This is a genomic window from Cellulosilyticum ruminicola JCM 14822 (genome assembly GCF_001311925.1).
Taxonomy (GTDB): domain Bacteria; phylum Bacillota; class Clostridia; order Lachnospirales; family Cellulosilyticaceae; genus Cellulosilyticum; species Cellulosilyticum ruminicola.
This window is the reverse complement of sequence record NZ_BBCG01000008.1, coordinates 12,995-34,077: the sequence shown is the minus strand read 5'-3', so window position 1 is coordinate 34,077 and position 21,083 is coordinate 12,995. Positions and strand designations below refer to the sequence as shown.

24 protein-coding genes, 1 pseudogene and 1 riboswitch are annotated in these 21,083 nt (G+C 32.1%); of the genes and pseudogenes, 9 read left to right on the top strand and 16 right to left on the bottom strand.

The window, feature by feature from the left end:
* Window positions 1–151: 151 nt before the first annotated feature.
* Window positions 152–1,441 carry an aminotransferase class V-fold PLP-dependent enzyme gene (locus tag JCM14822_RS04390; RefSeq protein WP_054740031.1) on the bottom strand — a complete coding sequence of 430 codons (1,290 nt, stop codon included), beginning with the start codon at window positions 1,439–1,441 and terminating at the stop codon, window positions 152–154.
* A gap of 305 nt (window positions 1,442–1,746) precedes the next feature.
* Here JCM14822_RS04390 and JCM14822_RS04385 point away from each other — a divergent pair.
* Window positions 1,747–3,409: pseudogene (locus JCM14822_RS04385) on the top strand (phosphoenolpyruvate carboxykinase (ATP)).
* Between the two features lie 130 nt (window positions 3,410–3,539).
* On the opposite strand, the gene JCM14822_RS04380 reads toward JCM14822_RS04385, so the two are convergent.
* Together JCM14822_RS04380 and JCM14822_RS04375 are read right to left on the bottom strand one after the other, a co-directional pair.
* Complete coding sequence (locus tag JCM14822_RS04380) at window positions 3,540–4,709, bottom strand: iron-containing alcohol dehydrogenase (RefSeq protein WP_054740029.1); 1,170 nt, start codon at window positions 4,707–4,709, stop codon at window positions 3,540–3,542.
* 184 nt (window positions 4,710–4,893) lie between these two features.
* Window positions 4,894–5,505 carry a DUF1836 domain-containing protein gene (locus JCM14822_RS04375; protein WP_054740027.1) on the bottom strand — a complete coding sequence of 204 codons (612 nt, stop codon included), beginning with the start codon at window positions 5,503–5,505 and terminating at the stop codon, window positions 4,894–4,896.
* A gap of 169 nt (window positions 5,506–5,674) precedes the next feature.
* Between JCM14822_RS04375 and trhA the strand changes: the two genes are divergently transcribed.
* Window positions 5,675–6,322, top strand: coding sequence for a PAQR family membrane homeostasis protein TrhA (gene trhA, locus JCM14822_RS04370; protein ID WP_054740024.1), 648 nt, complete (start codon window positions 5,675–5,677; stop codon window positions 6,320–6,322).
* A gap of 285 nt (window positions 6,323–6,607) precedes the next feature.
* On the opposite strand, the gene cspD is transcribed toward trhA, so the two are convergent.
* Window positions 6,608–6,805 (bottom strand): cold-shock protein CspD, encoded by a 198-nt coding sequence (gene cspD, locus JCM14822_RS04365; protein ID WP_054740022.1) that lies wholly within the window; start codon window positions 6,803–6,805, stop codon window positions 6,608–6,610.
* A 404-nt stretch (window positions 6,806–7,209) separates the two neighbouring features.
* Between cspD and JCM14822_RS04360 the strand changes: the two genes are divergently transcribed.
* Genes JCM14822_RS04360 through JCM14822_RS04345 form a run of 4 tightly spaced genes read left to right on the top strand, consistent with a single transcriptional unit; the run spans window position 7,210 to window position 9,857 of the window.
* A complete protein-coding gene (locus tag JCM14822_RS04360) occupies window positions 7,210–8,172 on the top strand; it encodes a thymidylate synthase (RefSeq protein WP_054740020.1) in 963 nt (320 codons plus the stop codon).
* A 25-nt stretch (window positions 8,173–8,197) separates the two neighbouring features.
* Window positions 8,198–8,677, top strand: coding sequence for a dihydrofolate reductase (locus JCM14822_RS04355; RefSeq protein WP_054740018.1), 480 nt, complete (start codon window positions 8,198–8,200; stop codon window positions 8,675–8,677).
* A 23-nt stretch (window positions 8,678–8,700) separates the two neighbouring features.
* Entirely contained in the window at window positions 8,701–9,045 is a 345-nt protein-coding gene (locus tag JCM14822_RS04350; RefSeq protein ID WP_054740017.1) for a zinc-binding metallopeptidase family protein, read from the top strand.
* Window positions 9,046–9,047: 2 nt separating this feature from the next.
* Window positions 9,048–9,857, top strand: a complete 810-nt coding sequence (locus JCM14822_RS04345) for a M20/M25/M40 family metallo-hydrolase (protein WP_330377316.1) — start codon at window positions 9,048–9,050, stop codon at window positions 9,855–9,857.
* 45 nt (window positions 9,858–9,902) lie between these two features.
* On the opposite strand, the gene JCM14822_RS04340 is transcribed toward JCM14822_RS04345, so the two are convergent.
* The gene (locus JCM14822_RS04340; protein WP_054740013.1) at window positions 9,903–10,124 is read right to left on the bottom strand and encodes a hypothetical protein; all 222 of its coding nucleotides are present in this window, start codon (window positions 10,122–10,124) and stop codon (window positions 9,903–9,905) included.
* 43 nt (window positions 10,125–10,167) lie between these two features.
* Window positions 10,168–11,886 (bottom strand): DEAD/DEAH box helicase, encoded by a 1,719-nt coding sequence (locus tag JCM14822_RS04335; protein ID WP_242861395.1) that lies wholly within the window; start codon window positions 11,884–11,886, stop codon window positions 10,168–10,170.
* Window positions 11,887–12,218: 332 nt separating this feature from the next.
* A riboswitch (TPP riboswitch) is annotated at window positions 12,219–12,315 on the top strand.
* Window positions 12,316–12,457: 142 nt separating this feature from the next.
* Between JCM14822_RS04335 and thiC the strand changes: the two genes are divergently transcribed.
* The 3 genes from thiC (at window position 12,458) to JCM14822_RS04320 (ending at window position 14,433) form a co-directional block, all read left to right on the top strand.
* Window positions 12,458–13,762 carry a phosphomethylpyrimidine synthase ThiC gene (thiC, locus tag JCM14822_RS04330; protein ID WP_054740012.1) on the top strand — a complete coding sequence of 435 codons (1,305 nt, stop codon included), beginning with the start codon at window positions 12,458–12,460 and terminating at the stop codon, window positions 13,760–13,762.
* 85 nt (window positions 13,763–13,847) lie between these two features.
* Complete coding sequence (locus tag JCM14822_RS04325) at window positions 13,848–14,126, top strand: hypothetical protein (protein ID WP_054740010.1); 279 nt, start codon at window positions 13,848–13,850, stop codon at window positions 14,124–14,126.
* Window positions 14,110–14,433, top strand: a complete 324-nt coding sequence (locus JCM14822_RS04320) for a methyl-accepting chemotaxis protein (RefSeq protein ID WP_054740008.1) — start codon at window positions 14,110–14,112, stop codon at window positions 14,431–14,433. The genes JCM14822_RS04325 and JCM14822_RS04320 overlap by 17 nt, the downstream gene beginning before the upstream one ends.
* Before the next feature lie 85 nt (window positions 14,434–14,518).
* Here the strand turns inward: JCM14822_RS04320 and JCM14822_RS04315 are convergent, their stop codons facing one another.
* From JCM14822_RS04315 to JCM14822_RS04275, 10 genes are all read right to left on the bottom strand, one after another.
* Window positions 14,519–14,764, bottom strand: a complete 246-nt coding sequence (locus JCM14822_RS04315; protein ID WP_157047621.1) for a hypothetical protein — start codon at window positions 14,762–14,764, stop codon at window positions 14,519–14,521.
* A gap of 263 nt (window positions 14,765–15,027) precedes the next feature.
* Complete coding sequence (gene fsa, locus JCM14822_RS04310) at window positions 15,028–15,681, bottom strand: fructose-6-phosphate aldolase (protein WP_054740004.1); 654 nt, start codon at window positions 15,679–15,681, stop codon at window positions 15,028–15,030.
* A 184-nt stretch (window positions 15,682–15,865) separates the two neighbouring features.
* Entirely contained in the window at window positions 15,866–16,600 is a 735-nt protein-coding gene (locus JCM14822_RS04305) for a GntR family transcriptional regulator (protein WP_054740001.1), read from the bottom strand.
* A 45-nt stretch (window positions 16,601–16,645) separates the two neighbouring features.
* The gene (locus tag JCM14822_RS04300; RefSeq protein WP_054740000.1) at window positions 16,646–16,900 is read right to left on the bottom strand and encodes a hypothetical protein; all 255 of its coding nucleotides are present in this window, start codon (window positions 16,898–16,900) and stop codon (window positions 16,646–16,648) included.
* A gap of 80 nt (window positions 16,901–16,980) precedes the next feature.
* Window positions 16,981–17,172 (bottom strand): hypothetical protein, encoded by a 192-nt coding sequence (locus tag JCM14822_RS04295; protein ID WP_054739998.1) that lies wholly within the window; start codon window positions 17,170–17,172, stop codon window positions 16,981–16,983.
* Window positions 17,165–17,476 (bottom strand): cytochrome P450 family protein, encoded by a 312-nt coding sequence (locus tag JCM14822_RS04290; protein WP_054739996.1) that lies wholly within the window; start codon window positions 17,474–17,476, stop codon window positions 17,165–17,167. The genes JCM14822_RS04295 and JCM14822_RS04290 overlap by 8 nt, the downstream gene beginning before the upstream one ends.
* A gap of 343 nt (window positions 17,477–17,819) precedes the next feature.
* On the bottom strand, window positions 17,820–18,284 hold the full coding sequence (locus JCM14822_RS04285; protein WP_054739994.1) for a spore coat protein: 465 nt from the start codon (window positions 18,282–18,284) through the stop codon (window positions 17,820–17,822).
* 208 nt (window positions 18,285–18,492) lie between these two features.
* Window positions 18,493–18,693, bottom strand: a complete 201-nt coding sequence (locus JCM14822_RS19045; RefSeq protein WP_304502430.1) for a peptide deformylase — start codon at window positions 18,691–18,693, stop codon at window positions 18,493–18,495.
* A gap of 12 nt (window positions 18,694–18,705) precedes the next feature.
* A complete protein-coding gene (locus JCM14822_RS04280; protein WP_054739992.1) occupies window positions 18,706–19,755 on the bottom strand; it encodes an ABC transporter substrate-binding protein in 1,050 nt (349 codons plus the stop codon).
* A 119-nt stretch (window positions 19,756–19,874) separates the two neighbouring features.
* Complete coding sequence (locus JCM14822_RS04275; RefSeq protein ID WP_054739991.1) at window positions 19,875–21,014, bottom strand: cache domain-containing protein; 1,140 nt, start codon at window positions 21,012–21,014, stop codon at window positions 19,875–19,877.
* Window positions 21,015–21,083: the final 69 nt, after the last annotated feature.

The following is a 21,083-nucleotide window of genomic DNA, read 5'->3' as shown; positions in this document are numbered from 1 at the left end:
AAGTATTTTTATTTGCTTCTTTATCTTATCTATTATAATGGAATATAAATTTCATCGCATTAACACTTGGCTTCGTGCCTAATGCATAAAAAAAAAAGGCTATCATTAAGTTATTAACTCATACTTTATGATAGCTCTATTTTTATTTCTGTTAATTATAATGGCTTATTATAAATTCTAATGTATCTAAGAATTCATCTACTTCTTCTTCCGTATTATACAAACCAAAACTAGCCCTAATCATACCTGGATGCTGTAATTCTGAATGTTTTAAATAATAATATCTTTCCTCTTCGGAAATCCCCATTAAACGCATGACATAAGGCTGGGCACAGAAACATCCTGTTCTTACTGCGATACCCCTTATTTCTTGCAGTAACCGTCCTACTTCTTTATTATAAATACCTTCTGCATTAAAAGTTACTACCCCTACTCTATTTTCCTCTTTAGGATCACCATATAACTTAATTTGTTTTATATCCCTTAGGCCTTTTATAAGACGCCTTCTCAGAGCATCTTCATGATCTGCAACCTTATCTAAGCCTATAGATTTCAATACTGTCATAGCTGCCACAATAGCCATGCACCCTAAAAAATTTGGTGAACCAGCTTCTTCTGCTTCCCATGAATCTTTATAATACACATCATAGTCAAATACAGCTTTCACTGATCCTCCCCCTTGTAGAAATGGCTTTTTACCTTGTAAAAGTTCTTTTTTTATAATCACTACCCCACTGCCAAAAGGTGCATACATTTTATGTCCTGAAAATACTAAGCCATCTATATCTTCTTCTTCTGTCTGTCCCTTTAAACAAACTACTCTATGGGCCACAACTTGGGCTCCATCCACAATGAGTTTAGCTCCATACTTATGTGCAATCTTAGCAATTTGATGAATATCTGTAATATATCCTGTCACATTACTCGCTGCTGTTATTGATACATATTTAATTGTTCCAATAGCTCTTTCAAGCATATATTCTAATTGTTCTAAGTTAATTTTCCCTTGTTTATTGACATCTATATAAAATACATCCCCAACGTTTCGCCATGGTAAATCATTTGCATGATGCTCCATTCTAGACGTTAAAATTTTATAATTATTTCGATCGCATAACGTACCTGCTAATAAATTAATCCCCTCCGTAGTATTTTTCACATAAATCACTTCATACTTATCTAATTGTGAGACACCAAAAAAGCTTAGTATTTCTTCTTTTGAAAGTTCATAAGCCTTAGTGCAATATTCTGATTTATGCCCACCTCTTCCTACTGAACCATACATAAGTATATTTTCAGCTATAAATTTGTCCACTTCCTTTAAAGGCGGCGTAGTAGCACCGTTGTCAAAATTTATAGGAATAACTTGCCTCCCATCTGCAAGTTCTATGGGTACTTCTATGCCATTAAATAATTCACGATAAATTATTTTTTGTGCCATTATATATCCTCCTCCTAAAAGATATATATTCACGTTTTTATTTTTTATGTTTTTGAGCATTTTGTCCTTACTTTTAACTTCAAAAAATATTTTAGTAGTTACTTTTTACTATTTTTTTAATAATTTATTTTTTATTTTAATATTGTACATTATTATTATTTTTTATATCTTTTTTTATTGACTTTTAATCTGTTATATCCGATAATTAGTTTGAAAGAAATTTAACACTTCTTGTCGTATTAACTAAGTTGTTTATTTTATAATAATTTATCTTAAATCTAATTATTTTTAAGGAGGATTTACTCATGGCAACAAAAGCAAGATTCCCTAGAACTGAAATCGGGGCAAATAACCCAATTTTTTAACTCAATTCGTGCAACAATCGAAACAGCATTCTATGGTAACAACGTAGTTCCTGTAAACTCTTTGAAAGAAGCTTATAAATTAGCAACAGAAGCTCCTGGTACTATTATCACAGACATGCCAGTATATAAACCTGAATTATTAGGTCTTGATGAAGATTCTAAAGTTCTTCTTTTCAATGATGGAGCTGTAACTGGCCGTACAGCAGCTGCTCGTAGAATCATTGGCGAAACTGGTGTAGATGTAAACGAATATAGACTTAAAATTAGTGAAGCTGTATTCCAAGGTAGAACTAAAAAAATGTGCCATGCACAAGCTATCGTAGGTCTTGATAAAGATTTCACAGTAAAAGCTCACCTTTGTACACCTGCTACATATGCTAACAATATGTATTCTTGGTTACTTAACTTCCAAGTTATCAATGAAGAAGTAGCTAAAATGTACAATGACTCTAAAGTATACGATGGTGAAGGAGACCTTTACATCTACTCTGATCCAGACTGGTCACATCCAGATCATCCACTTGGACTTTGTGTATTTGATACAGCTCACAACTGTGCTTGTATCCTTGGTCTTAGATACTTCGGAGAACACAAAAAAGGTACTCTTACTCTTGCTTGGGCTATGGCTAACCGTCACGGATATGCTTCTTGCCACGGTGGACAAAAACGTTACAACTTACCAGGTGGAAAAAGCTTCGTAGCTGGTGTATTTGGACTTTCAGGTTCTGGTAAATCAACACTTACACATGCTCGTCACGATGGAAAATATGATATCACAGTTCTTCACGATGATGCTTTCGTTATTTCTGGAGAAGACGGTTCTTCAATCGCTCTTGAACCAGCATACTTCGATAAAACAGCTGATTACCCACTTACATGTGAAGATAACAAATACCTTGTATCTCTTCAAAACTGTGCAGCTACAATTGATGAAGATGGTAAAATTGTTCCAGTTACAGAAGATATTCGTAACGGTAACGGTCGTGCAGTAAAATCTATCCTTTGGTCACCAAACCGTGTTAACAAATTTGACGAACCAATCAATGCAATCTTCTGGATTATGAAAGACCCTACACTTCCACCAATCGTAAGACTTAGTGGTGCTGAACTTGCTTCAGTTATGGGTGCAACACTTGCTACAAAACGTTCAAGTGCAGAAAGACTTGCTCCTGGTGTAGACCCTAATGCTTTAGTAGTAGAACCATACGCTAACCCATTCAGAACATACCCACTTGCAAACGACTACATTGCATTCAAAAAATTAGTAGCAGACAAAAATGTAGATTGCTACATCATCAACACAGGTGAATTCATGGGCAAAAAAGTAACAAAAGAAATTACTCTTGGTGTTCTTGAAGCTGTTGTTGAAGGTAAAACAGAATTCAAACAATGGGGACCATTCAGCGATATTGAAATCATGGAAATCGAAGGATTCGTTCCAGACTTCGCGGATAGCAATTACGTTGATCAATTACAAAAACGTATGCAAGAACGTGTTGACTTCGTAGCTTCTCGTGAAACAGCTAAAGGTGGTTTCGATAAACTTCCAGCTGATGCATTAGAAGCATTACAAAAAGTAGTAGAAGAATCAAAACGCGCTTAATAATAAATCGTATATAAACAAAGTAACCAAATCGTCGAAAAAAGGACGTAGGGGCGAATCCCTACGTCCTTTTTTCGCATACATCTATAAAAAACAGGCTACATAAAATGCAACCTGTTTTTTCCTTTTATTAAAATGTAACGTCTTCTCCATAGTAGCAGCATGTAAGTACTTTTTTCATAGTAGCTACATCGATTGTACGTGGGTTAGAACCTGTACATGGATCGAGTACTGCTTGCTCTGAAATGAAGTCTGCTGTTTCTTTGAATTTTTCTTCTGTTACACCATATTCTTTATAACTGTTAGGAATATTTAATTTTGTATTTAATGCTTTGATTGCATCAACTAATGAATTGATAAGTTGAGCATCTGTTCTACCTTGAAGCCCCATAATTCTTGCAATATCTGCAAAACGTTCTGGACATTCTTTAGCATTATACTCTATGACATATGGTAACATAATTGCGTTACAGCAACCATGTGGAATTTCATATTGTGCACCAATTTTATGTGCAAGACTATGTACAATACCTAATAATGCATTAGAGAATGCCATACCTGCGATACATTGAGCATAGTGCATTTTACCTCTAGCTTCTTCATCATCATTGTAAGAAGCTACGATGCAATCATAGATATCTGTAATTGCTTTAAGTGCTAAACCATCTGAGAATGGTGAACGAGCTGTAGCTACATATGCTTCAATAGCATGTGTTAAAGCATCCATACCTGTATGTGCTGTTAATTTTTTAGGCATAGTACGTGGAATGTTAGTGTCCAAAATAGCAATATCTGGTGTAATTTCAAAGTCAGCTAATGGATATTTAACATGATTACTATAGTTAGTAATAACTGAGAATGATGTTACTTCTGTAGCTGTACCACTTGTAGATGGAATTGCTACGAAGATAGCTTTATCTCTAAGTTTAGGAAGTCCAAATGGTACTGTTGCTTGTTCGAAAGTCATTTCTGGATGTTCATAGAAAATCCACATAGCTTTTGCAGCATCGATTGGAGAACCTCCACCAATTGCAACGATTACATCTGGTTCGAATTCTTGCATAGCTTTTGCTCCGCGGAAAACTGTTTCTACAGAAGGGTCTGGCTCTACACCTTCAAATAAAAGTACTTCGAGTCCAGTTTCTTTAAGAACATCTTCTACTCTTTGAAGAAATCCTCCTCTTTTCATTGAACTACCACCTGTTACTACTATTGCCTTCTTATGACCTTTAAGATTTGAAAGTTCTGATATTGCATCAGGTCCAAAGTAAAGATCTCTAGGAAGTGTAAATCTTGCCATTATCTATTCCCCCTTAGTATATAAATATATATGCACCAAACATTATTATGTTGACGTCTCATTAGTATTCTAACATTTAATTAAAAGTTATTCAATTAATTTTCAGAATAAAATTTTTATTAAAAATTATTATTTTTTACTATATAAATCCAAAAAAGGATATTCACTTGAATATCCTTTTTCATTATTTTTTACTATTTCCTTTATTTATAATGCTAATTTTCTCATCTATTATCTTTTCAGCTAAACGTTTATAATAATTTGCTTTTTGTGTCAGTAAGATTGCCATTAACATATCTTGAGTAATCTCATCTTCGATTTTGCCTTCTTCTTGTGAAAGTATTCTAATCTCTTCTTTTAAATCACTGTGAATAGTATTTACTTGATTTTCAAAAGCATCTAGACCTATTATCTTCATTTTTAAATATATTTTATAAATTTTATTTAACTTTTTTGAATCTACTTCTCCATCTTTTATAATAGTTCCAAATATCTCTTTAATATCTGCTATTGTTAAGATTTGTTTCATTTCATATAACAGAATCATAAGGATAATATGTTCTTTAGTATACTTTTTCTTTTTAGCAGGCATCAATAATTTATCTTTGGCATAATTATTAATCATTGTCTTAGTCAGTAATTTATCATTTTCATTACGCTTTGTATGAGCTAGTTTTTCTTCAAAAAGTGTAATCACCTGATCCATATATAAATCGATATTAGGAATACTTTCTAATTCTATCAACTCATTTAACTTAAGTGATTCAATCATTTCGTCTATTAATTGTATTTCCATCTATATCTTCCTCCCACTTTATAGTTTTTATAATACACATCACCATTTTAAAAATCAAGTTAAATTATTCCTTTTACTATATTGATTTCTACCCTTGATTTATGATATATTTTATATATAATATTAAATAGTATTAAAAACTACTTATAACAGTATAGGAGATGATTTAATGAAGCAATATATCCGAGAACCTATTAATGCTTTCACACATCTTTTTGGTGCTCTACTTTCACTAATTGGCACATTATTTATTCTTAACTTTAGCCATGTTGCGCACTCACTTACAACGACTGCAACTGTTTGTGTCATTATTTTTGGATTCAGTCTTATTTCATTATATACAACAAGTGGTATTTACCATTTAGTTCAAGCTAAAGATTCTGTTATTTTAAGACTTAAGAAGCTTGATCATTCTATGATTTTCATTTTAATTGCAGGTTCATATACACCATTTGCCTTACTTTCTTTAACAGGTGTTTGGAAATGGTTCATTATTATTACTGTATGGGCATTAGCCTTAATAGGCATTACCACTAAAATGCTTTGGATCGATATGCCCAGATGGCTCTCCACAGCTTTTTATATTGCTATGGGATGGCTTGCACTCTTTGCACTTAATCCACTTTATCATGCACTTTCATTAGCTGGATTTGTACTACTTATACTAGGCGGCCTCATGTATACTATTGGCGGGATTATTTATGGTTTAAAGAAACCTAATATCTCAGAAAAATTTGGTTTCCATGAACTTTTTCATATATTTGTTATGTTAGGTAGTCTTTGTCACTACTTAGTTGTTTTATATTATGTGCTATAATTTAGTAATAATATTCTTATACAAAAAAGAAGTCAGCTTCCTTTACAATGTCATTAAGTTAAGACATTGTTTCTGAGATTTCCTTAAATAACCAAGTACTTATTATAAGTACTTGGTTATTTTTTGCTTGAAAAAGCTTGACAAAGTATTAAAAGTTTACGGCGAAGCTCTCGTTGAGAAGGTATTGTGATAGCAACTTTTTGATTATGTCATCAAAATCAATTTAATTATTTTTAAAATTGCTCAAAAAACTACCCATTTATCATGAGTAGTTTTTATATTTACCTATTTTTTAATAACGTTAGCAGCTTGTGGTCCTCTGTTTCCTTCAACGATATCAAATTCAACTTCTTGACCTTCTTCTAATGTTTTGTATCCTTCTGATTGAATAGCTGAGAAATGTACGAATACGTCATCTCCACCTTCTCTTTCGATGAATCCAAAACCTTTTTCTGCGTTAAACCATTTTACTTTACCTGTCATGTTAACTAGGCCTCCTTAAAAAATACATAATTGCTAAAACACTGTTACCCAAAACGTTCTTCGGTCTTGCTGTTTTAATAAGACAAGAGGCCTACCTATCGTTTCCGTTTCAATATTTTAACTTACTATGTAATATTATCATAAATGTATAGAAAAATCAAGCGATTTCAATCATTATTGGATATTTTATCAAATTTATTATAAGTTTTTATTTATTTAATATACTTTTTTGCACTAATATCTCTAATAATATGGACATTTATACCTATCCCATATTTATACATTTTACTTAAATTATGCATATTCCTATATTTCTATATTCCTATATTTCTATATTCCTATTATGCCTGTACGTCTCCTGAAAATTCCTATATACTTAAAGTATTAAGGAGGTATTTTTTATAATGAATCAAGTTGATAAAGTTTATTTAGACATGTGTAAAGATATATTAGAAAATGGTACTTTTAAAGAAGACCGTACAGGTGTGGGAACTTATAGTACTTTCGGCAGACAACTTCGCTTTGATCTTTCTCAGGGCTTTCCGCTTCTTACAACAAAACGTGTACCATTCCGCTTAATCGCTTCAGAACTTTTATGGTTCTTAAAAGGTGATACAAAGCTTCGTTATTTACTTCAAAACAATAATCATATTTGGGATGAATGGGGATTCAAAAAATGGATTGAATCTGACGATTACAAAGGTCCTGATATGACCAACTTTGGAATCCGCTGTACAACAGACCCTGAATTTAACAAAGTTTACGAAGAACAACTTCATATTTATCAAGAAAAAGTCCTTACTGACGAAGAATTTTCTAATAATTATGGTGACCTTGGTAATGTATACGGTAAACAATGGCGTAATTGGGAAGGCGGCAATGGCAAAGTTTATGATCAAATTAAATGGGTTATTAATGAAATCAAGACAAATCCTACTTCTAGAAGACTCCTTGTAAATGCTTGGGATGTAGCTTCTGTATATGAAGGGCTTATGGAACTTCCACCTTGTCACTTCTGCTTCCAATTCTACGTTTTAAATAACAAATTAAGCTGTATGTTCAATATGCGTTCTAACGATGTATTCTTAGGTTTACCTTTTAATATTGCATCTTATGCATTACTTACTCACCTCATTGCTCATGAATGTGGGCTTGAAGTAGGAGATCTCGTTTATACTGGTGCAGATGTACATCTTTACGCAAATCATATTGAGCAAATCAAAGAGCAGCTTACAAGAGAACCTCGTCCACTTCCAACTCTTAAATTAAATACTACTAAAACAAGTGTATTTGATTTTGATATGGAAGATTTAGAACTTATCGGATATGATCCTCATCCTGCTATTAAAGCACCTGTAGCAGTTTAATATACTATAAAAGAAAGGGTTTAATATGATTAATATAATTGTAGCAACAAGCAAAAATAATCAAATCGGCATTAACAACCAGCTCCCTTGGCATATTTCAGAAGACCTTAAATACTTTAGAACAATTACAAGCGGTAAAACTGTTCTTATGGGACGTAAAACTTTTGAGAGTATCGGCAGACCTCTTCCAAACCGCAAAAATATTGTTTTAACTAGAGATTCTAACTTTGCACCTGAAGGTGTATCTGTAGTTCATAGCTTAGATGAAGCTTTAGAAATTTGTAAAACTGAAGAAGAAATCTTTATTATAGGTGGCGGCGAAATCTATAGTCTCTTCCTTCCTTATGCAGATTATCTCTATATTACTTTAGTTGATAAAGTCATAAATGGTGATACAGATTTTCCGGTATATGAAGATCAATTTGAAATGATTCAAAGTAAGCTAGGTGAAACCCTTACAGAAGATGGGAATAGCTTCGCCTTTACTCTTTGGAAAAGAAAATAAAGTAATTAATCGGAGGCATAATCGTGACGTCTTATATATTACCTAAAGAAATGGAAGATTATATTAATCAAAATATTGATACACTTATTGATTTACTTGTGACACTGTGTAAAATTCCAGCACCTTCTCTTCACGAAGAACATCGTGCTAAGTTTTGTAAAGAATACCTTGAAAGTTTCGACGCACAAAAAGTGCATATAGATGAAGCGCTTAATGTTGTCTATCCGATAGGATGTAGTGAACATGATGAAATCGTTATCTTTATGGCACATACAGATACTGTATTTCCAGATACATCACCAATGCCCGTTACAATTAAAGATAATAAGATTTATTCACCAGGTGTAGGAGATGATACTGCAACTTAGCCATTTTATTATTAATGGCCAAATATGTGACTTTATCAAAGCTTAAACCTAATTGTGGTATCTTATTTGTAGCCAATTCAGGTGAAGAAGGACTTGGAAATCTCAAAGGCTGCAAACAGCTTATTAAGGATTATGGCAAGCGCATACGTGAAGTCATTTCTTTTGATTGTACTTATAATACACTTTGTCAAAAAGCTGTAGGGTCTTCACGTTATAAAATCACAATTCGTACAGAAGGTGGTCATAGCTTCCAAGACTTCGGTAATCGTAATGCTATTTATTATCTCTCCTCATTAATTACTAAACTTTATGATATAGCCATTCCTAAAGTTGGTGAAAGTCAAACGACTTATAATGTAGGTGTTATTGAAGGCGGTACTTCTGTCAATACAATTGCACAAAATGCTTCAGTACTCTATGAATATCGTTCAGATACTCATGAATGTCTTAAGATTATGAAAAATAATTTTACTACAGTTATCAATAACTATCGCGCAAAAGGATTAGACATTGAAATTGAAGAATTAGGTACAAGACCTTGTATGCAGCATACTAATATTGCATTACAGTCCGCACTTACAAAAAAATGTGAAGCACTTCTTACATACTATACTGGCCACAAACCTCAACTAGTATCAGCTTCTACAGATTGTAATATCCCATTTTCATTGGGCATTCCAACAGTATGCTTTGGTCTCTATGAAGGTGCTGGTGCCCATACTAGAGATGAATGGATAGATATTTCAAGCCTTACAACAGGCTTTCATTTAGCTGCTGGCCTTATCTTACAATATTTTGACCCTAATCTTTAAATCATATAAATAAAGAGATGCCTACAATACATTTGTAAGTATCTCTTATTTTATTTCTATAAAATTTTTTAATTTAACCCACTTATCATAGCCCCAGTGAAGTATCACATCTTTTGACCCCTTAAATACTGTGCTAGATGCATCATATGTAATCGTTACTTCTTCTCCTGTAATAGGTTCTGATGGAGAGACTGTTACGTTTTCTCTTCTTGGATAATCATTTAACCATGTTGAATTACCATCTATGCCACTTATCCCCATATCCACGCACAAAAAATCCAGGTTACACCCACGTGCAACCCGGACTACTTTACTGCTCTTTTTTTCTTCTTGGTTTGAAGTTTCTACGTCTATCGCCACCACGCTCTTGACGTCCACCTCTATGACCACCATCTCTTTTGTTAGCCACTTCGATGTTTACTTTTCTACCTTTTAATGTTTCACCAATAAGGCTTGTCATTACATTTTCTAAATGATTTTTTGGTATTTCGAAGAATGAGAATTTCTCAAGCATATCTACACGACCAATTTCTTTTCCTTTGATTTCACAGTTTAATACAATGAATTTAACTAAGTCTGAAACTTGTAAGTTATCTTTTTTACCAAGGTTGATGAAAAGACGAACCATATTACCATCAAATTTAGATGGGGCAATTCCTGAACGAGCTGATAAATCTTCTACAGAAAACTCTGCAGATGCCCCCATTACAAGTTTATCCATAGTCATTTTAAGGAAAGCTGCTGCTACTTCAAGAGAAGTGGCATAGTTTTCTTCTGTAATGTCTCCCACTTCATCTAAAAGTGTTTCAACATATGCTGTATATTTAGAAAGTCCGCCTTCAGTAAGTACTGCTTTAACTTCATCCATAATACCTGTAAGTTTGTTTTCTTGGATATCTTCAATTGAAGGTGCTTTAATAAGTTTAATTTTTGATTTTGTATAACGTTGAATGTCTCTTAATTTAACAAGTTCTTTACCTGCTGCAAATGTATAAGATACACCTTGACGTTTTGCACGACCTGTTCTACCGATGCGGTGAACATAATATTCTTCATCACTTGGTACATCGTAATTGAATACTGCATCTACGTCATCTACATCAATACCACGCGCTGCTACGTCTGTTGCAATAAGAATATCGATAAGACCATTTCTAAAACGAGACATAACATTATCTCTTTGAAGTTGTTTCATATCTCCGTGAAGTGATTCTGCACTATATCCTCTAGCTTGAAGATCTCTACAAAGATCATCTACACGACGTTTTGTGTTACAGAATACTACTGAAAGTTTAAAGTTATTTGCATCGATTAAACGAGATAATACTTCTACTTTATTAGCATCTCTAACTTCTAAATAATATTGTTCAATAGTTGGTACTGTAAGTTCTTTGTGAACTACATTTACTTTCACTGGATCATTTTGATATTTGTTAGCAATATCCAAAATTGCTTTTGCAAGTGTTGCTGAGAATAATACGAATTGACGTTCTTCTGGTACGCTTTCTAAGATAATATCAATATCTTCACGGAATCCCATGTTAAGCATTTCATCAGCTTCATCTAAGATGAGCATATTTAAATCATCAAGTCTAAGTGTTTTTCTTCTGATATGGTCCATTACCCTACCAGGTGTTCCGATAATTACTTGTGGTCTTTTTCTAAGTGCAGAAATTTGACGTTCAATTTGTTGTCCACCATAAATTGGAAGAACTCTTACACCTTTTTTATATTTTGATAAAGCTGTTAATTCTTCAGCTACTTGAATAACTAATTCACGTGTTGGACAAAGGATTAATACTTGTACACTGTCATCACTTGTATCCACTGATTCGATTGCTGGAATACCAAATGCACATGTTTTACCTGTTCCTGTTGGTGCTTGTGCAATAATATCTTTTCCTTCTAAAATAACAGGGATTGCTTTTGCTTGAATAGGAGTTGTCTCCTCAAATCCCATATCTCCAGCCGCTCTAATGATTTCTTCTGATACTTCTAGTTGGTTAAATAATATAGTTTCTATGACCATTACCTCTACAATCTATCTATAATTTTATATTAAGCTCAATGGCTACTATCTTGTTCACTAATAAATTAAAATGATTAGTGCCATATTTCTAAGAGTAAAAATTTGATACTTTTACTCAAAAAAAGACGAATTTGCTTACATACTACCTTGAATAATACTACATATTTGGAAAAACCTCAAGGAGTAAAATGTTCCATGACTATCAAAACAACCTTCACATCTAAAAAAATATCTTCCTTATTGTAAAGTATATAATTAATGATATATTTTTGAATCAATTATATATTCGAAGTTTACTTTTCATTATTTTTGTATTATACTGAATTTATTATTAATATTGCTAGGGGTGCCTATTGGCTGAGAGGATTTTTCCAACTCGTTGAACCTGATATGGTTAATACCATCGTAGGGAAGCAAGTCGATCATAACCAATATCTGTCTAATATTGGTCTCCTTAAAACCAAAACTTTTACCTCTAAATAATTTATTTAGAGGTTTTTTTATACCTACAATGCACCTCTTCCATTTATCAAGTTAGTTTTAGATTTGAATAAAATAGGAGGCATTAAACATGAATTACACAACACAAATGGATGCTGCCAAAAAAGGCATTATTACAAAGGAAATGCAAACTGTCGCACAAAAGGAAAATGTAAATGTAGAACTTATTATGCAAAAGATAGCAGAAGGTAAAATCGCTATTCCTGCTAATAAAAACCATACTTTTTTATCTGCTGAAGGTATTGGAGAAGGGCTTAAGACTAAAATCAATGTTAATCTCGGTATTTCAAGAGACTGTGCAAACATTGATGAAGAATTTAAAAAAGTAACTATGGCTATTAAAATGGGGGCTGAAGCTATTATGGACCTTTCAAACTATGGTCATACAGAAGTATTTAGGAAAAAGTTACTTGAAACCTCTCCTACTATGATTGGTACAGTTCCAATGTATGATGCACTTGGGTTCTTACAAAAAGAAGTAGCTGATATTACAATTGATGAATTCTTCAAGGTTGTTGAAAAACATGCTCAAGATGGCGTAGACTTTATGACCATTCATGCTGGCCTTAATCGTGAAACTGTAGAAACATTTAAACGTAATAAGCGTCTCACAAATATCGTTTCTCGTGGCGGTTCTCTCCTCTTTGCTTGGATGGAAGCAAATCATGCCGAAAACCCATTTTATGAATACTATGACAGGCTTCTTGATATTTGTGAAAAATATGATGTAACTTTAAGTCTCGGAGATGCTTGTAGACCTGGTTCTAATGCAGATGCTACTGATGCTACACAAATCAAAGAACTCATTACACTTGGTGAACTTACTAAACGTGCTTGGGAAAGAAATGTGCAAGTTATGATTGAAGGCCCAGGACATATGATTCTTAATGAAATCGAAGCTAACGTTTTACTTGAGAAAAAACTTTGTCATGGTGCACCATTTTATGTTTTAGGACCACTTGTAACAGATATCGCTCCAGGCTATGATCATATTACAAGTGCTATCGGTGGTGCTATTGCTGCTGCTGCTGGTGTAGATTTCTTATGTTATGTAACACCTGCCGAACATCTTCGCCTTCCTAATTTAGAAGATATGAAAGAAGGTATTATAGCAGCTAAAATCGCTGCTCATGCTGGAGATTTAGCTAAAAATGTGCCTGGTGCAAGAGATTGGGATAATAAAATGAGTAAAGCTCGTGCTGATCTTGATTGGGAGGCAATGTTTGAAGCCTCTCTTGATCCAGAAAAGGCTCGCCGCTATAGAGAAGAATCTAAACCAGAACATCATGATACTTGTACAATGTGTGGTAAAATGTGTGCCGTACGTAATATGAATAAAGTACTTGCTGGTGAAAAAGTAGATATTTATGAATAAATTTCCATTTTAAATAACATATTTTAAAATATCTCTGTAAAAAAAATTTAATATTTTATATATAATATATTTTACAGGGGACATCATGACTGAGGGACATGAATTACAACAAATTAATAAAGCTTATCTCACAATATCTACCATTATATCTTTATGTTTATGTGCAGGTTTTCTTAAAGAATCGACATTAGGTTTTAATTCATCTTTGAAAACAGGTATGATCTTAGGAAGTATATTCATACTTATTTTATCTGTACACATTACTTATTTCAAAAACAAACAAAATAAATCTTTTAAATGGATTGCTACTATTAGCTTTTTAAGTATTTATGCAATTTCTTTATTAAATGCTAAAAGCAGATGACTTAAAACAAAAATCTAAAGAAGTATTTGGTATTACTGAACTTATTAACAATATTTCAGAGCAAACTAACTTATTATCACTTAATGCTGCTATCGAAAGTGCATGTGCTGGAGAAGCTGGTAAGGGTTTCTCTGTAGTAGCCGATGAAATTTCTTCAGTAAGTACACAAACAAGTTCAAATCCAGAAGAGGCAAACTTAATTGCTACAAACAACTTTGAAAACGCTCAAATGGCTCAAGGCTATGTTCAAGAATTAGTAGCTATTTCTAATGAACTAAAAAAAATATATAAACAACTTCAGATATAAAAGAAGCTGTTGTAAAAATATTATTTTTCAACAGCTTCTTTATTTATTATACAGTTTAAAACTATACATATTTCAACTACTCTACTTACTTTTCTAATATATATTCTTTGTGAATCTTCCAAGTTTCATCTTCCCACCTATAAATGCATATATTATCAAACATGCACTTATAATTACATGGATACGTCATTACATAGTCCCATATTGTTTCATAAACAGACTCAAGCTTCTTTGAAGTAACTGTCACATGAAAAACTTTATTTTTCCCATCTTTTTCATCAAAACGAATATATGATATTGGCTCCATCACATCAATTAACCGATCATGCATCTCCTTCCCTTCTCTAGACATTTTCACATCCAATTCACCTTCTCATATTAATCAAATTTTATATTATCTCATCTCCATCCTCCACCTACCATTATACCCCTTCCCCCATCCAAAAAGGCCCCACCTTCTTTTTACGCCCAAAATATAATTTTATCTAACCTTCGACCGAAGGGAGGGTTAAGGAAAATTAGTTGGTGCACTTATCCCCATTTCCACAAAGTAAAAAGGCCCCCGCACTCGCGGAAGCCTATCCTTTATTCACTTTATTGTAATTTTTGTTCTAACCCTTCCCAGTCTTTAAGGAATCTTTCAATTCCGTTATCTGTAAGAGGGTGTTTTGTCATTTGAACAATTACTTTATATGGTACAGTTGCGATATGTGCTCCTGCTTTCGCTGCATCGATTACATGAAGTGGACTACGTACGCTTGCTGCAATGATTTCTGTTTTAATATCATGCATTTTGAAGATGTCTGCAATTTCTTTTACTAAATGCATACCTTCCATGCCAATGTCATCAAGACGTCCAATGAATGGACTTACATATGTTGCACCAGCTCTTGCTGCAAGTAATGCTTGACCTGCTGAGAAGATTAAAGTAACATTTGTACGAATGCCTTTTGCTGTAAGTTGTTTAGTTGCTTTTAACCCTTCTTCTGTCATAGGTAATTTAATAACAATATTTTTATGAATTTTAGCAAGTTCAATAGCTTCCTCTACCATTTTAGGTGCTTCTAGAGAAATAACTTCTGCACTGATAGGTCCATCTACAATTTCTGTAATTTCTTTAATCACTGATTTAAACTCAAGTCCTTCACGTGCAATAAGTGATGGATTAGTTGTTACTCCACAAATTACTCCTAAATCGTTTGCTTTACGAATTTCGTCTGTATTAGCTGTATCTACAAATAATTTCATTACTCTCTTCCTCCTAAAAAAATATATGTAAAGTCGTCTTTTTGTTATGTTGTCATGTTGTACGTACAACCTCATTATACTATTTTCTGAATTTTTTTCAATAGTTTAATTTTAATAATTAATTTTTTCTTATTTTGTAGAGTATATTCATAAATATTATTTGTTTTTAGCTAAAACTTCTAAATTAACGATGTTGCTCAATATAAAATTGAAACTGATCTGAACGATAAATTGCTTCAAAGTATTCTATAGTCACTTCCATTCCCTTATATTCACCATATACTTGTCCTTTAAAGAGCATAACTGGTGCCCCTTCTTTTACTTTGAGCTGTAATGCCACTTCTTCACTCGCTAATATAGCTTCTACAGTTCTTATGGCTCTTGTAATCACAATACCATAATCTTTCTCTAGTACTTTATATAAAGACTCCTTATTAAAATCTACATCTTCAATACCTGGTACTAATGCATATGGTATATGGCTTTTATTTTTATTAATTGGCACATCATCTCCATAAATAACACGTTCCATATAAAATGTGTCTTCTTCTGGGCTAATGTCTAACATTTTAGCTACTCTTTTAGAAGGTTTTTCAATCTGCTCTTGAAGAACATATGGCTTAGGTTCTAATCCATATCGTCTAATATCCTCACTACAGCCTGATAGCTTAATTAACCCCTGTTCAAACCCCCTTCCTTTTACAAAAGTTCCTTTTCCTTGTCTCTTATATAGATAACCTTCATTAACTAGTTCATCAATTGCTTTTCTTACAGTTGTACGACTCAAGTTATATGTCTGCATTAATTTTGGTTCAGATGGAATACATTCGTCTACATTAATTTCTTCATTTTCAATCATATCAATAATGATATTCTTAAGTTGATAATACATAGGTCCTAAATTACTTTTCATCTGCATATGTCATCGTCCCTTATCTATCTTTTTGTTTATTTCTTTTTTCTATTATAGCATACTTATACCTTTGTTATTTTCTTTAATTCTTTCGGCCATTTGTTCAGCAATATTTGAAACATTTACTGTATGTTCCATAGATGTTTCTACTGTACCTGAAATCTCACCAATTTCTATATCCACATGATTCATAGCATGTTGTAAGTTTTCAGTTTGCTTTTTAAATGCATTCATTAACTCCCTAATTGATTTGGCATCCTCGTTATACTCATTTCCAAGTTGTACGAGTTTATCATTATCTGTCATTTTTTAGCTTGAACAAAAGAATTATTAGTTTCTTCCATAGAGTCATATGTTTCTTGCATTGTTAATGAAACCTGTGTAATCTAATCTACAGATTGTTCCATATCACCTGAATCAACTTCGATTTTTTTAGTTAAATCTCCATCACTATAGATAACATCTATAAGTTTTTGATTAACAAGGAACATATTTTTACCTATATGTCTTGCAAGTGCAATATTGATTACGATAATAAGTATTAAACATAATATTCCTATTGTTAATAATTTAAACATTAATGCATTTACTTGTTTTTTGAATTTTAAAAACTTCACAGTCTACAGCCATAAGTCCAACTACTTGATTGCTACTATTATAAATAGGTGCATAAGCTGTATAGAATGTCCCACATTCATCATATAACGGCTCTGCTGTTACAGTTGCTGTTCCTTGATATGCTTCTAACATTTCAGGTTCTAAATCATATGGATTTCCAATTTTACAAGCGTCGCCGACGGGATCAGCTGCTATTTCCGCTAAAGGTATTACATTTTTCTTTGTGGCTGTCTCTAAGTAACCAGATACAATTGTATATGCCACCCCACTTAATAGTATACAAACTACTAGTTCAATTAAGATTCCATTTAAAGCTATAGTAAACTCAATACTTCTAATTTTTAGTCTTAATACGCTTTGATGTTTTTGTCTCTTCCATGCATTACTACTCCTCTAAATTTTATTATCTCAACTATTATTTGATATTCCTAAATACTCCTCTTCTCTCTCATCTCTAGGTTACATCCAATATCACTTATACTTTAATATATTTTTACATTTGTTATCATAATTCCTTAATTTCTTTTAGTTTATTAACTAATTAAATCAAATAATTATTCTATATATAAAAATAACCTTTAAGAGCATCAGCTCCTAAAGGTTATTTTTATGACATTCCATTTACTTGTTTATATTTATAAAGCATTTCTGCATGATTTTGTTCTTCAATTTGAATATCTGCCAGAAGTTTACGTATATCTGAATCTCCAAAAGCAAATACATCTGAGTTATACTCACCAGAAACCATTTTTTCTGTTCCTATACTGTCAGTTGCTAGAAAGCAGTCTTTATCCTTGGAGGTTTGATCTGCACAGCCACATCCATTATAGGTTCCCTTTGGGCTATAATTTCTGCCTTTATCATCATTACAATCACAACTTGGCACTTGTCCATCTAAAACCTGTTGTAATGAATTATAATGTTGTTGTTCATTTTCTTTAAGCTGATTAAACAAATCTTTAAGTTCTGCATCACACGCCTGATTTGCATATGTTTCATACTTTTTGATACATTCTTGTTCTTGAGTTTGTAAGTCTTTAATTGTGGATTTTTCTTTTTCAGTTAATACCATTAAACGTCACCTCATGTCTTAAAGTTAATTACGCTTTTAGTATGGTCACTTTTCACTTTTATATACTTCTGATATTTGCTCCTCAGATATCTTAGCAACTTCACCTTTAAAATATGTATAATAGTATATTTCATTTAAATATAACTTTATTTACACTTTTATAAAATAAAAGAGGTGATGCTTTTTGCGTCACCTCCTTAAATTATATCTAGATTAAAATTCCTTCACAATGATCCATTTCATGTTGAATAACTTGTGCTACGAAACCATTGAATTTTTCTTTTTTCTTTTTGAAGTTTCTATCTTGATAAGCTACTTCAATAGAAACATATTTTTTAGCCATTTTAGTCCCTCCATGTGATAAGCAAGCTTCTTCTTCCTCATATATAGATTGGCTATGGCTTATAATTTTAGGATTAATCTATTTCACTTTTACTTGTGTCCAAACTTCATCATATAACTGTTTATCTTTTAAACTAAAGTTACTATATAACTCACATAAGTCCATAAGATCTTTTGACATATAAGCATTAGGATTATTTCTAATATGCTCATCTTGTGCCATTCTAGCTTCTTTGTTTGGTGTTGTATAACCAATTTCATCAGCTATTCTTAAAGCACTTTCCTTGTCACTTACGAAATTAATGAATTTCTCAGCCGCTTCTACATTTTTCGCATTGCTTGGGATGCATAAACTATCAATCCAGAAATTGGCTCCTTCTTTAGGCACTACATATACAAGATTAGAATCTTCATCTTGTAAATTGAGACCTTCACCAGACCAAATCATATTAATAGCTGTTTCATGATTTGCAATCATACCTGTTCCGTTATCGACACCATAGATTGGATCTACTAATTTTCTTTGTTCTAATAAAGCTTGTTTGGCTGCTTCAAGTTCTTCTGGATTAGTAGAGTTTAAGGAATATCCTAATTTCTTTAAAGCTGCTCCAATTGTATCACGGTATGTGTCAAACATAAAGATTTGGTCTCTATACTTTTCATTCCATAATATATCCCAACTGTCTACTGGCTCATCTACCACTTCTTTATTATAAATAATCCCTACTGTTCCAAACATATAAGGTACTGAATATTTATTATCTGGATCCATGCTTAAATTTAAATAAGCTTCATCCATTTGATTGATATTAGGGATGTTTTCTTTATTTAATTCTTGTATAAGCCCTTCTTCAATCATCCTAGGCATTAATGCATCCGAAACTAAAATAACATCATATTGCACACCACTATTAGAAATCTTTTGATACATTGTATCCATATCATCAAAAGTATTCATATTCACTTTAATGCCATATTGTTTTTCAAATTCATTAATCGTTTCCGTATCTATATTCTCACCATAGTTGAAAAATGTAACTGTTTGCGTATTTTTTCCACAACCAGCTGCTAAAATTGTAGTAAATAATACACAAGTCCCTAGACTTATCCACTTTACTAATTTACGCATAGATTTCTTCACTCCTAGTTAATTCCATTTATTGTAACAATGAACTTATTTCAGGTGTAAAACCTCAATAAACTAATAAAAGGGACTATTGCAAAGTCGTAATAGCACTTTTTATTAGTTTATTTTTTATTATTATACTTCATCTTTTCATTTAAATTATTGATATAATCCATACTCTCTTTAATAGTTTCTAATGTTTCCTGCATTTCACCCTCTAAATTTTTAAGTTCTTTAGCTAGTGTTCCTATTTCATCATCATTTTCTAATAATTCATTGGATATAGAATCCTTAAATTCATTTTTAATATTACGTTCTAGATAATCAATCATTCCTTGCATACGTTTAGACATAGTATTGGCACTAATATATACAAGAATTAATCCTATACAAATCATCAAGCTCATTCCTATAATCATTGCTTTTTTTAAAGCTTCTACATCTGATTGAACCTGTGCTTTACTATTAACTGTCCCTAAAATCCACTTTGTATCTCCAATTAAACTATATCTCACTTCAAGTAGTTCTTTTGTTTTCTTATCTTTTATAACTTTTATATATTCTTTATTTGATACTGGATTTGCTTTAAATAAATTAATCATCTCATTATCAATTATATGCATTGTATTAATATTATTATTTTCTGCAACATCATATATCATTTGACCTTCTTTATTAGCAATAAAACAAACTGTACTACTACTAGCTTGTAAAATCTGTTTAAAAATTGACTCAATAGGACGTACACCTAATAGTACACATCTTACATTTCCTACTTCATCTAAAACGGGGTTAAAGAAAACCAAATAAACTTGTCCTTCATACTTAAGAATACTAACTTTATCTTTCTTTTCTAATAATGCTTCCTCAAAGTCTACTTGACTACTCATATCAAGGGTATGATTGTTTATACTTACCCCTATACCATTTGTATCTAATATAGCTATATCATCAAAGGGTGATGTGTAACCGTTTAATCTTTTTACTTTTTCTTCAACAGATAATTCTTCATTACTTAATGAATTAAAGTTTTCCACATTCCCTAAAATCATTAATGAATTTCTAATTACAAGTTGTATTTGAGTCGTTGCCGCATTGGTTACTACTTTTATTTTGTCTTGTTGCCTTTCATTTAAAATACGTTGATAGACACAACTTATAAAAAAGTAACTAAATATACAAATTCCTATTAAGATTACACCAAAGTCTATAACCAATTTTGCTTTGATGCTCCTTTTTCTTATTCCTTTAATCTTTAGCATAGATATATACTCCGTATTTCTTTATGTCCCCTATATCTATTCTATAATATCACATACAATACAATTTGT